General features: G+C 47.4%; 11 protein-coding genes. 10 read left to right on the forward strand and 1 reads right to left on the reverse strand.

Features of this window, described 5'->3' with window-relative positions; translation table 11 throughout:
- Window positions 1-48 precede the first annotated feature (48 nt).
- The 10 genes from MHH48_RS14595 to MHH48_RS14640 all read left to right on the forward strand — a co-directional run bounded on the left by MHH48_RS14595 (window position 49) and on the right by MHH48_RS14640 (window position 11,642).
- Window positions 49-1,098, forward strand: a complete 1,050-nt coding sequence (locus MHH48_RS14595; RefSeq protein WP_076326572.1) for an ABC transporter substrate-binding protein — start codon at window positions 49-51, stop codon at window positions 1,096-1,098.
- Window positions 1,088-2,077 carry an iron ABC transporter permease gene (locus tag MHH48_RS14600; RefSeq protein ID WP_076326571.1) on the forward strand — a complete coding sequence of 330 codons (990 nt, stop codon included), beginning with the start codon at window positions 1,088-1,090 and terminating at the stop codon, window positions 2,075-2,077. Before MHH48_RS14595 ends, MHH48_RS14600 begins: the two co-directional genes overlap by 11 nt.
- Entirely contained in the window at window positions 2,074-2,859 is a 786-nt protein-coding gene (locus MHH48_RS14605; protein WP_076326570.1) for an ABC transporter ATP-binding protein, read from the forward strand. Before MHH48_RS14600 ends, MHH48_RS14605 begins: the two co-directional genes overlap by 4 nt.
- 14 nt (window positions 2,860-2,873) lie before the next feature.
- Complete coding sequence (locus MHH48_RS14610) at window positions 2,874-3,797, forward strand: AAA family ATPase (RefSeq protein WP_076326569.1); 924 nt, start codon at window positions 2,874-2,876, stop codon at window positions 3,795-3,797.
- 8 nt (window positions 3,798-3,805) lie between these two features.
- Window positions 3,806-5,758, forward strand: coding sequence for a VWA domain-containing protein (locus tag MHH48_RS14615; RefSeq protein ID WP_179090752.1), 1,953 nt, complete (start codon window positions 3,806-3,808; stop codon window positions 5,756-5,758).
- A 39-nt stretch (window positions 5,759-5,797) separates the two neighbouring features.
- Window positions 5,798-9,499 (forward strand): cobaltochelatase subunit CobN, encoded by a 3,702-nt coding sequence (locus tag MHH48_RS14620; RefSeq protein ID WP_076326568.1) that lies wholly within the window; start codon window positions 5,798-5,800, stop codon window positions 9,497-9,499.
- Between the two features lie 561 nt (window positions 9,500-10,060).
- Window positions 10,061-10,303: a tyrosine-type recombinase/integrase gene (locus MHH48_RS14625; RefSeq protein WP_256720876.1), complete on the forward strand. Its 243-nt coding sequence runs from the start codon at window positions 10,061-10,063 to the stop codon at window positions 10,301-10,303.
- A gap of 17 nt (window positions 10,304-10,320) precedes the next feature.
- Window positions 10,321-10,431: a hypothetical protein gene (locus MHH48_RS14630; protein ID WP_144023536.1), complete on the forward strand. Its 111-nt coding sequence runs from the start codon at window positions 10,321-10,323 to the stop codon at window positions 10,429-10,431.
- A 238-nt stretch (window positions 10,432-10,669) separates the two neighbouring features.
- Window positions 10,670-11,215, forward strand: coding sequence for a hypothetical protein (locus tag MHH48_RS14635; RefSeq protein WP_076326567.1), 546 nt, complete (start codon window positions 10,670-10,672; stop codon window positions 11,213-11,215).
- Between the two features lie 16 nt (window positions 11,216-11,231).
- Window positions 11,232-11,642, forward strand: coding sequence for a hypothetical protein (locus MHH48_RS14640; protein WP_076326566.1), 411 nt, complete (start codon window positions 11,232-11,234; stop codon window positions 11,640-11,642).
- A 242-nt stretch (window positions 11,643-11,884) separates the two neighbouring features.
- Here MHH48_RS14640 and MHH48_RS14645 read toward each other — a convergent pair whose 3' ends face one another.
- Window positions 11,885-12,907: a hypothetical protein gene (locus MHH48_RS14645; protein ID WP_076326565.1), complete on the reverse strand. Its 1,023-nt coding sequence runs from the start codon at window positions 12,905-12,907 to the stop codon at window positions 11,885-11,887.
- Between the last annotated feature and the right edge of the window lie 143 nt (window positions 12,908-13,050).

The raw sequence follows: 13,050 nt of genomic DNA on the forward strand, positions 1-13,050 counted from the left end.
AATTACAGATTTAAACAAAGGAATTCAACTAAGAAGGAGAGCAAATCCATGTACTTAACATCCAAGCAACGCAAGAGTTTATCACGGTTTGTGGCATTAAGTTCAGGCATTATCCTGTGTGCATTCATTCTGTCAGCCTGTGGGGGAAATGATTCCACAAGCAAAGAGGCAACTCCTGCAAGCAGTGAAACTTCTCAGACGGGGCAGGCGGATTCAAACCTTACACCGGTTAAAGGGGATTACATAACGTTCCAGGATTCAACGGGGCGAACCATAACCCTTAAGGAACAACCTAAACGTGTAGTGGTGTTATCGCCTGAATTCCTCGAGCTGCTCTACGCCGTGGGGGGAGAGGCGGCCGGGCGAATGGAAGCCTCGGGGGTTTCCATCCCTGAACAGGCGGAGCCCGTGTCATCCGTCGGTACGGTCAGTCAGATTAACCTGGAGCAGGTTGTCGCTTTAAGCCCAGATTTGGTGATCGGACAGCCCCGTTTCCACAAGGAACTTGTCCAGTCTCTCGAGAGCAGCGGAATTCCTACAGCCTTGATGAGCCTATCCGATTATGAGGACATGAAATCCAAAGCCGAGTGGATGTCCAAGATTGCCGGAACGGAAGCGCAATTGCCGGCGAAGCTGCAGGCATTGGATGACCGCGTGAATGACATCTTGGCTAAACTGCCCGGTGAATCACCTACTTTTATCAACCTGAACGTAACACCTGGCGGGATTTCGATTCAGAAAAACGGCACATCGGGGCTTGAGATCGCCAAAATGCTGGGACTTACCAATGCAGCCGAGGAACTGGAACCTTCGCCTAACAGTCCGACGACCTCGCCATACAGCATGGAGACGCTTGTGAAGCAAAATCCGGATTATGTTTTTATGATTATCCACGGACAAAAGGCGGTTGGCGACAAGAAGATCCAAGAAGAATTGGAAAGCAACCCGGCATGGGCCTCTCTGGGGGCTGTTAAGAATCAAAAGGTGATTGTAGTGCCGTCAGATCTGTTTCTTACGAATCCCGGACTGCATTACGATGAAGCACTAGCGTATTTAGCGAAGCTAATCTACCCGGAGATCTTCGGTGATGTTCAATAAAACAACCCGCCCTGTGTGGATCCTTCTGATCTTTCTGACAGCTGCGATTGCAGCGTGTCTGTTCAGTATTGCCACAGGAGCGGTAATGATCTCCCTGCAAGATATCGTAAACGTAATTCTGTATCCTGATCTTTCAGGCATGAACCGGGACATTATTTGGAACATTCGGCTTCCGAGGACGCTTGTTGCCATGCTGGTAGGCGCCAATCTTGCAGTCTCCGGCGCGCTGCTGCAGGGAGTCATGCGGAATCCGCTTGCGGATCCCCATCTTATAGGCGTCTCCAGCGGAGCCGGTTTGTTTGGTATTTTTCTGCTGGTCGTTGTGCCTCAATATGATCATTTCCTGACACCTGCCGCATTTATCGGAGCCACCCTGGCTGCCTTCATCATCTACCTGTTGTCCTGGAAAGACGGGGTTAGTCCGCTGAGGATTGTTCTTGCTGGAGTTGCGGTTTCGGCATTTTTGGGATCAGGGATATCCGCGATGCTGACCTTTTACAGTGACCGAGTGCACGGCGCCTTAATCTTTATGGTTGGCGGGCTGGCTGCCAAGAGTTGGCCCGAACTGTCAACGATACTGCCCTATTCGATCGTTGGTCTTCTTCTTGCGCTCGCCGGTTCGAAGCAGATGAACATTATGATGCTGGGAGATTCCAACGCACGAAACCTGGGCACTCGGGTGGAGCTGTCGCGGGTCTTGATAACGGCTACGGCTACGCTGCTGGCGGCAAGCGCGGTAAGCATCGCAGGTTTGTTGGGGTTTGTGGGTCTGATTATTCCCCATATCGCGAGATTACTGATCGGGGCAGATTATCGGCTTCTTATACCGGCATCCTCACTGTTGGGAGCAGCCGTGCTGACGATTTGCGATACGCTTGCCAGAATCATGTTTACACCCATTGAGCTTCCGGTAGGAATCATAATGGGTGTGTTAGGTGCTCCCTTTTTCCTGTATCTCCTAAGGAGGAAACAAGTTTGAACAGTATCGAGACGGAACAGCTATCACTCAGATATCATGACAAGTTCATAATTGAGCAGCTGAATATATCCTTTGCTGCAGGAGCTGTTCACAGCATTATAGGCCCGAATGGTTGCGGAAAAAGCACGCTTCTGAAATCGCTGGCCCGCCAACTGAAGCCGGCCGCAGGTCAAGTTCTGTTGGACGGCAAAGCGCTATCCGACTTGAATAGTCGGGATGTGGCCAGGAAATTATCCTACATGGCGCAATCCCAGGACCCGGTGGAGGTAACGGTAAAAGAATTGGTCGGATATGGCAGGACGCCTCATCAGCCTTACTGGCACCAAACCAGCCAGAAAGATCGCGAGATTACGGAGTGGGCTATCAACGCCACAGGGCTTGCCTCATATCAGGATCGGATGCTCCACACGCTATCGGGCGGTGAACGACAGAGAGCCTGGATAGCGATGGCACTGGCCCAACAGCCCGGCGTGCTGCTGCTGGATGAGCCGACAACCTATCTGGACATCGCCCACCAGCTGGAAATATTGGAGATGGTTAGGGAGCTTAATCAAGCGCTGAAAATGACCATCATTATGGTGATGCATGACATCAACCATGCTGCCGCGTATTCCGACTTTATTCTGGCCATGAAATCCGGAGCGATCGAAGGATACGGTTCCCCCTCGGAAGTGCTGACACCGGAACTGCTTAGCCGCGTATTCGGCGTGGTAGCCTCCGTGGAACCCGGCTCCGTATATGACAAGCCATTTTGCCGGATCACCGGATTAATACAGAAATAAAGGAGTTGAAAGCATTGGAGGCATTCAATACGCTGTATCCCTTTACAGCTATCGTCGGTCAATCCCATTTAAAGCTTGCGTTAATCCTGAACGTTGTCAATCCCAAGCTTGGAGGCGTATTGATCCACGGCGAGAAGGGGACGGCCAAATCGACAGCCGTTCGTGCATTGTCCGGACTTGTTCCCGAATTGAAAGTGGTCAATCTGCCGGTAAGTGCAACTGAAGATCGGGTTGTTGGCGCTCTGGACATCGAGCATGCAATCAAAACAGGCGAGAAGAAATTTGAGCCGGGATTGCTTGCGGCGGCGCACGGGCACATTCTATATGTCGATGAAATCAATTTGCTGGATGACCACATTGTGGATGTGCTGCTGGATGCAGCAGCCATGGGGGTGAACACGGTGGAGAGGGAAGGCATATCCCATTCCCATCCTTCCCGGTTCCTTCTGGTGGGGACGATGAATCCTGAAGAGGGCGATCTGCGCCCTCAGCTTCTGGACCGTTTTGCATTATCGGTGGAGGTAGGCGGTGAGCGGGATGTGCGGGAACGTGCGGCCGTCATTCGCAGACGGCTGGAATACGAACAGAACCCGGCCTTCTTCATAGAGCAGTATCAGTCGGAACAGAAGGAAATGCTGGAGCAAATTCTGCAAGCCCGCAAACGGCTAAACGGTATACGGATCGCTGATGACATGCTGGAGCTGGCGGCAAAAATCGGCATTGCCCTTGAGGTTGACGGACACCGCTCCGATATAACCCTGATCAAAACAGCAGCAACTTTGGCGGCATGGCATGAGCAGGAAGCTGTTGGCCTGGAACATATACAACATGCGGCGCGCTTTGTTTTGCCTCATCGCATGAGGCGGCAACCGTTTGAAGAAACCGGCGGTATGGAGCAGCGCCTGCAGGCCGTGCTGGAATCCGCCTTGACGGTATGACGCGAGCGATGAATATACATCATCATGAGCTTTTGACCACACCGTATCCGTTTAGTGCAATATGGGGACAGGAGCGGGCGAAGCGAGCGCTTCTGCTGTATCTTATTAATCCCGCTATCGGCGGGGTTCTCATCAGCGGTCCTTCCGGATCAGGCAAAAGTCTATTATTGCACGCGACTTCGTCTCTGGCTCGGGGACGCCGGAAGTTATCCGTACCGGCCAATCTCACCGTGGACCGGCTGCTGGGCTCATTAAACATCCAATCGACCATGGAAAGCGGGAGAATAGTCCATGCGCCAGGGCTGCTTGAAGAAGCTGACGGACAATTGGTGCTTGCAGACCATATGAACCTATTGCCGCAGCCAATGATGAAGGAGATCGTCAACGCCCTGTCAACGGGCAGGATTTATGTACAGAGGGAGGGGTTATCCGCCGTGCGGAACAGCAGGTTTATGCTGCTTGCCGCCATGGACCCCGAAGAAGGGATTCCTACTCCTCCACTGCTGGACCACTTTGGATTTTATGTGACGATGGACCGTATCGGCGAACCCGAAGCCAGAGCAGAGGTTATTCGAAGAGCACTTCAGTTTGAGGGAGATCGGTCAGCGTTTAGGGACCGCTATTTGCCTGATGAGGAAACGCTGTGCATTCGTTTGGAAGAAGCCTCCAGGTCGCTTTCCGATGTGGCGGTGAGTGAAGAGATGATTCAGTTATCAGCATCCATCGCACACCAATCGGGAAGCGGCAGTTCTCGGGCCGAACTTTGTTTGATTGAAGGCGCAAAAGCGGCAGCTGCATGGGAGGGGCGCAAGGAAGTGAACGCCGCTGATGTTCGTGAAGCCGCAGAGTATGCCTTGCCTCACCGAATGCGAAGTGCGGTGGAGAACCGCAGCACTCCCCAGAGCACCTCTGACAAAGGTGAGGGGGAGAAGTCCCCTATTTCTTCAAAGGAAGAGGAGGGCATCAGATCGTCTGCTTCGGCCCAGGCGCATGATGACCATGAACTGAATCAGCAGCATAATTCGAGCGGGGACTTTTCACTCGATTCGGATTCGCCGACAGGCAACGGTGCGGCTGACGGGCAAGCCGATGGCCGTGAGGAACAAGTGCTGCCGCCGGACGAGGCGTTCACTATCGAGCCTCTAGAACTGGACTTGAAACGGAAGATCGATCACGAAGGGCCCGGCAAGCGCAATAAAACCCGTTCGATTCAGCAGAAGGGCCGATCGATCGGTTCCATGAATCCGACCAACAAGCATAAAACGGATGTCGCTTTTGATGCAACCATTCGAGCGGCTGCCCCTTTTCAGAGCTTCAGGCCCAAAAGAAAGGGAATGGCATTTGTCATTGAACCTGACGACATACGTCAGAAGAAAAAGGAGAGCCGGGTTGGCGCCACGCTGCTGTTTGTGGTGGACGCCAGCGGTTCCATGGCCGCTCGAAAGCGCATGAAAGCTGTGAAAGGCGCAATCCTGTCTCTTCTGCAGGAAGCATACGTGAAACGAGATCAGATCGGCATGATTGCTTTCAGAAAGGGACAGGCGGAGCTTATTCTGCCTGTTACCCGCAGTGTGGATGCCGCTTCCAAACATCTGAGGGAGATCCCTACAGGCGGGAAAACCCCGTTGGCAGCCGGGCTTGTTAAAGGCTATGAGACCATTCTTTCCGAAAAACGAAGAAACAAAGGGACATGGCCTGTGATAATTGTGGTGTCGGACGGCAGAGCCAACGAAAGTTTCACAGGCTTGTCCGCTTCTCCTGATATTTGGGACGAATGTCTGGCCATCGCAAGGCAGATAAGCGCTGAAGGAATCCCGAGTCTGGTACTGGATACGGAGCAGGGCTATGTTAGATTGGGGCGCGCTAAACAGCTGGCGGAAGCGCTTGGAGCGGAATACAGAATGCTGGACCATACCGATGATCAGAGAATGCTGAGTACCCTTCGCTCCACTTTGAGCTGAATCAGTCGGTATGTAAATAAGTTGGGAGGGGGAGATCCGATGAATATCGTTGTTTTAACAACATCGCATACCGCGATGAAAGATCTGTCACAGGTCTATAGGAATTTGGGGCCTGTTCTGCGCAGCCATGTATCGTTATCCGTATTTAATATTGAAGGAACGCTCTCGGAAGAGGAATGGCAATCGCTTGAAGTCGGTGTGGCAAGGGCAGGGTTTATCATCCATGATCCTCATGGAACACCGGCTCCAACGCTTGCCCGTATCCATGAATGGTGTGCTGAAGCGGAGGCCGAGCAGGTGATCCTGGGCGGAAGTGCCGAAGGGATTCAAGATCTGTTTCGATTAGGTCTATTGCAGTACGAGGATATTGCGGGGGTTCGGTTGCAGGGGGGACCTCCGATTTCCCATGAGGAGCCGGGCAAATCCAACGATTTGCGACATTATCGCACGCTCCTTGAATATTGGAGGAATGCAGGGGCTCGCAATCTGCACCACATGCTGGGGTATATTGTAACGCATTACGGAAATGTAGCGAGCTGGCCGTCGGTCGAGCTGCCATTTGTCCTGGAATCCTTGAGCATTTATGACCCGTATAAGAAACAGAAGTATGAATCGCTGGAAACTTATCAGGCCATGACCGATATCCGGGAAGAACTGCCAACTGTAGCTGTTTTGTTCATGGGACACAGTTATCCGCTCCACACGGGGGATATGATCGGCGAAATCATTGAGGAGATTCGGAAATTCGCCCATGTGCTGCCCATCGCCATGACTTCTTTGGTCCACGTGGATTCGAAAAAGTTGAGAAATTTCCTGATGTTTGGCGGCACACGTGGAGGGAAAGTGAACCTGATCGTCAATTTTATCCCGTTTCGGTTGGGTGCCGGTCCGACCGGCGGCAAAAGCGAAGAGATTCTGGCATTGCTGAGGGAAGTGGAGGCGCCGATGTTTCATCCATTTTTCCTGACCAGAAGGGAAAAAGAGGAATGGGAACACTCGCGTCAGGGATTGTCTCCTTCGGAATTTCTTGTGCAAATGATGCTGCCTGAGCTGGATGGGAGCATTGAAATGCTTCCGGTTGCTGCATTATCCGCCCGGGACTATGATGAAGAAATGCAGCTTCATATCAAGGAGCTGCAGTTAATCGAAGAGCGTGCGCAGCAGCTTGTGAGTCGAGTCCGGCGGTATCTGGAACTTCAAACCAAACCGCCAGCCGAGAAGAGAATTGCCATCATTGGCTACAATTATCCACCAGGAGAGGGGCATCTGTTCCAGGCTTCCTTCCTGGATACCTTCGAATCCGTCTCCCGAATCTTGAAAGCGATGAATCAACATGGCTACATGACGGAAACGTATTCCGGAACAGAGCTGCGAGAGCGATTTATCCAGGAGGGAATTGTGAATTCCGGCATCTGGACAGACGAACGCGAGTCTGACTCTTTACTGAAATACGACAGCGATGACTACGTTCGGAATAACGAAGTGTTTGCCAAACGCCGGGAAGAGTACGTTCATCAGTGGGGAGAACCCCCTGGCGATATCATGACAACAGAGTCCGGCGCGTTCCGAATTCCGGGTCTGAAGAGCGGCAACCTGTTTATCGGAGTGCAGCCCAGCCGCGGGATTCATGAGAATCCCGAAGCGGCCTATCATGATAAAAGCCTGCTTCCACATCATCAGTATCTGGCTTTTTATCAATACATTCGGGACGAATTCAAGGCCGATGCCATCCTGCATGTAGGAACTCACGGGACCCTTGAGTTTCTGGAGGGCAAAGAGAGCGGAATGTCCGGCGACTGCCTGCCGGATGCGCTGATTCAGGATCTTCCGCATGTTTATGCCTATTATGTCGGCAATCCACCCGAAGCCATGATTGCCAAGCGAAGAACGCACGCAACCCTGATAGGATATCAATCACCGCCCTTCACGGTAAGTGGTCTATATGGCGAATACGCCAAACTTGAAGCGCTGCTGCATCAGTACCGGGCTGAGGAACAGCTGAATCCGGCACGAGTGGCCGAAGCGTGGAAATTGCTGCAGGAGCAAGCAGCTGCCTTGTTTCTTGAAGCCGAGGGACCTGAAGAGATCGAGAAGGAGTTATACCGCATCGGAAGATCCTTTATCCCCGACGGTTTACATGTTTTAGGGGAAGGTTATGAGCATGAACAGGCTGCCAGGCATATGAAAATGATTCTCTGTCATGATCGCGGTTCACATGCCTCGCTCCAGAGATTGTATGCCGCCTCGCTGACTTGGGATTATGACAACCTGCTGGAAAGCCAGAGTATTGACAAGCTCCAACAGCTGGACAAGTATGTAGAGGACGCTGTCTTGTTTTTTATTCACAACGGTGAAATTCCCGACCCTCCGCATCTGCCGGAGGAACTGCAGATCAACTGGCAGGAAACATGGAATCATGGATTGGCTGCATACCATTCAACCAAAGCTGATGCGGAGCTGAACCATCTTCTCAAAGCGTTGGATGGCAAATATATTCCTGTTTCTCTGGCAGGCGACTGTATTCGCAATCCGGAGGTGCTGCCCTCGGGCAATAATTTGGTACAGTTCGATCCCAGAGCTGTTCCGAGCCGTACGGCCGTGATAAGCGGGTTACAGATCGCGGAGAATACGCTGAAGCTGTATCATGATGCCCATCAGAAATTTCCGGAAACTACCGCACTTGTCATGTGGGGACTGGAGACCTCGCGCACCCAGGGAGAAACGCTGGGACAGATCCTGGCTTATCTCGGAGTCAGAGTCAAGGAACGGGAAGGCTCCATGCATAGGGAGTTTGAAATTATTCCGGCACAAGAGCTTGGCAGACCCCGGCTGAATGTGGTCGTACATATCTGCGGTTTCTTCCGGGATATGTTTCCGGATCTGCTGGTGGAGCTTCATCAACTGTTTAGAGCTGTCTCGGAACTCGATGAACCGGCAGAGCAGAACGTATTCAAACAGCGTTCCGAGCAGTTGTATGAACAATTGCGCAAGGCCGGAGCTGAGCACGATGAGGCATGGGATTTGGCATGCGCGCGTATTTTCGGCCCTGCGGAAGGAGAATACGGGACGTCTGTGACCAAACTGGTGGAGACCAAAAAATGGGAAGACGAAAGCCGTCTGGGAGAAGCCTTTATGCACAGCCTGAAACATGTGTACAGCTCGAATTACCGAGGCAGGGAGATGTATGAGCTGTACAAGGCCAATCTGGCGGCAGTGGATATCGTTTCGCAAATCCGGAGCAACCATGAGCACGAAATTATCGATCTGGATCATTATTACGAATTTTTTGGCGGTTTAGCCAAGTCGGTTGAGATTTCCAGGGGGGAGAAGGCGGATATATATATTACCGATACAACGCGTGAACATGTTCTGACGGAAGAACTTCATCATTCAGTTCAACGAGGAGTTCGCACTCGTATGCTTAATCCTAAGTGGATCGAGGGATTGTTAAAGCATGATTATCATGGTGCACAGAAGGTAGCGGACCGAATGGAGAACCTGCTGGGGCTGGCGGCGACGACCAACCAGGTGGATTCTTGGATCTTCTCTGCCATTCACAAGGAGTATGTTGCTGATGAACATCGCAGCAGGCAAATGCAGGATAACAACCGCTTGGCTTATCATGGCATGCTGGAAACCTTGCTGGAGAGCTATCAGCGGAACTATTGGAATGCTTCTGAGGAGGAATTGGACGTATTGCGAAATCGTTATTTAGAGCTTGAGGGAGATTTGGAAGGCTAGTCAATCAAATAACTTATAATTCTCTGGCTCTTTTGAAATAGATTATACTTTCTGAGATTATGTGTGGTATTCGAACAACTACATGGAATTCATTCAAATTAAAATTTCAATAAAAAGGGAGCTTCTTATGGTAGCTTCCCAGGCTGTCGGGAAAGTCCCGACAGCTATTTTTGTACAAGAAAACCCCCAGTCGACAAGGTTTTTTTGTTTTTAATCTTCAGTTTGGCTTCATTAAATTTGAAGTTGGGGACGAATTTGGGACAAATGTTTATTATTACCTCTTTAATCCCTTAAAGTTACAATATATAAAAAAGCGCCCGAACTAAGCGCTTGGAATTTTTAAATAAACCTAACTTACTGATCAATTTTTTGTGTCATTACTTTGATGAAAAATAATTGTATTAAAAGCATTTGCTGCAAGCAGGAGAATTGGAGCGGAAGAAACTATTACGTGATGTCGAGAAGGATGGGAATCTAAGGGACATCGCAATCATTTACACTCTTGTTCATTGTGGTCTCAGGGTATCCGAGTTAGTGGCCTTGGATTGAACGGACATTACCATATATGAGAGAAGCGGCAGTCTAACCGTTAGAAACAGTAAGAGTGGTGAATCAAGAGTTGTCCCGCTTGCTGTTAATGTAAGATATCATCTAAATCGTTACCTTGATACACGGACAGATTGCAAGGACTCACTATTCATAAGCAATGAGCGCAAACGGATATCGGTTCGTACTGTTCAGCATATGTTGAGTAAGTACAATACTCATCACATGCATTATGACACACCTTCGTTAGACAACTAGTCAAGTCAGGCAATGACATTTCGACTGTTGCTGAACTAGCTGGTCATAAGGATGTTAACGTAACTAGACGTTATTCTAAAGCTGATGAACTTGAGAAGATATCAGCGAATGAAAAGGCGTTCTCCTAATACTCAAGCCCTTAATCCAAGGGCTTTTTACTTTGTCTTGAGTAGGGTAGGGGAGGGGAGGGAGGGTATAGGTACAGGAGGATTATAAATTTAAAATTAACATTAATTTACATAAACTATGCATAGCAAATCTACACCCACGGCATGTCATAAATTTGCGATTGGGTTTACCTAACCAAAAGGAAAGATTTAGGATATAATTATAATATACCTATATTGCCAAAGGGGAGTTGGTAAATTGAATAACCGTTTAGATACATTAGAAAAGATACAAGAGTTTCTGTACTCTTATGAAAAAGGGTTGCTTTTAACTGGAACCCACCAATTTGAAAAACATCCAATAGTTCTAAAGGCAATTTCAAATTTTACTGACAAACCATCCAGTATTCTGTTCCGGGCTAACTCAATGCAAAACTTAGGAAGTTTTTTCGAAAAGCCTTCAAAAAAATTTAAGACAGGATACGGATACAATTTAGGCAACCATAAAGTGTTCTTTGATTCATTTGCAAAGACATCATGGAATAGCACAATGTACTCATATGATTTTGCCATACTCTATCCAGTTGATGCATTAATGAGAAATGATAAACTTTATAACGATTTGCTAAAAGATCTATACGAAGAACGAAATATAAACAAGATATTCCTAGTATCATGGACTGACAGATCAGAATATGATTATCAAAAACTACATAGTCAGGGGTATGTAAGTCATCAAGTCGTTTTTGATGCGCTTGAAGAAAACCCACAGTACCATAACAGAATGCTAGAAAACGATAATTAAAGTGGATGGTGATTAAGTGCTAATTGAAAAGGCTAAATCGTTGATTCCTGTCATTGATGAACTTGTAAACATATTTGACAATGGGAAGATATTAAACTCGGAATACATTTGGGACATTGTTAAGAAAACTGAGTATGAGGATATCTTGATACTTCAATCGATAATGTACATAGGTCAAAACGAGCATAAGCCAGATCCAAAAGATTACAGTAATTATAATGCATATGAAGCAGAACTGGAAAGGTATCAACCTGAAAGAATGTTGAAGGATTATGTTAGAATGTTTCGTTCCGACAATGATAGTGGTTTTAATCGACTATATAGCATGCTGGCTAAGATGCCGCTATTGGATTACTTACAAGACGGCTTAGACTTGCTTCGGATACGACATGTCATTGAGAAGCGGGATACACGGGCAGTAAATTAACTTAATTGGACGGTGTGGCTTGAAGCTACATCGTCTTTTTTTGATACAGGCATACGAACAGTTTAAGATCGGATGATATCGTCCGTTTAAACCAACCGGAAATTGGCTTACGTTGCGATGTCATATCAAAGGGATGGGGGTATATTTACACCAAATAACAAGTCATTTTTACCAAATATTGCAGTAGCACTTATATCTACCCTTGAAGTTATTTTTTGAAGTGTGCAAAAAAGTCTAAACACTCAGAAATTAGAATGTTTAGACTTTTGTTTAGAACGCCATTCTTTAACTAAATCATTAAATTCCTCTTCAGATACATTTTTAGGGTTAACGATATTTGCTCTACTTCGCTTCTCTCCAAAAGAATAGCCGACACGATTAAATGTAACCATCTCTATATTTGTTTTGGGGATCAACCTCTTATTCTCTGCAGACTTTCCATAAGTATCCCCGATCATTATCCCACCATCAATATTGGGATTAATGATAAACTTGTCTTCAATTATTCCACCGTTTTTTAAGTGAATGTTGACCGTAACTCTGTCGAGATAAATATTGAGGAGAAACACACGTACAAGAGATATAAGAAATGAATAAATTATCATTAAGAAAACCAATACAAAAAGATAGAATGGGTCATCAACTTTACCCAAGTCAAATAGAACAAGCACGGTATGGTCCACGCCTAACATGTAAAACTTATTTATCTCATCTAAAGTTAAGTTTACACCTATGCCAAAATAAAAAGAAACTAAGACACTAAATGCAGTAAATACAATCGTAAAGACTATACCGTATGCAATACTAGTTTTAATTCTAGAAAAAACTAACTTTCTTTTGAGGAAATTTCTGAATTTTGAAGATAGTGAAATTAAGATAAATATCAGTAAAGCTAATGATATTAATGGAGTTATAGGATTTATGAAAATGAAATTAATAATCTTTAAGCTCGCACCTGTCCCATTTGTATCAAACCCAGTGGCAACAGTAAAATAGACTAACATGACAGAAGTGAATAGAAACCAGTGAACAATTCCTCTGAAACCTCGGTTAACACTGTTCATAAATTGTTGTTCTTCTTTTGAGTATTTACCCAGAGTAGAAATAAGCCCTATTATTCCTGTAACCAGAACTGTGGATTTAAGAATGATGTCAATTAATGCTATCCTAATCACCCCTTTTGGATAAATATCGGTTATAAGCGGGGAGGTTTTTATATCGAAAGCAGGGGCGAAGCAGAAAGTGATCCAATTAAGAAAGGGCAAATTGCTGGATTCTTAAAGGAGTATTGGGGAGTCAAAAGAGGATGAGTAAGAGGACAAAATGTCTATTTGAACACATTGAATGATATATCAGAGTTTGTCGGAGAAGACAGTAAGACAACTCAACGCCTTCTCAAACTTAATTG

Source organism: Paenibacillus sp. FSL F4-0100 (genome assembly GCF_037993005.1).
Classification (GTDB): Bacteria; Bacillota; Bacilli; order Paenibacillales; family Paenibacillaceae; genus Paenibacillus_AQ.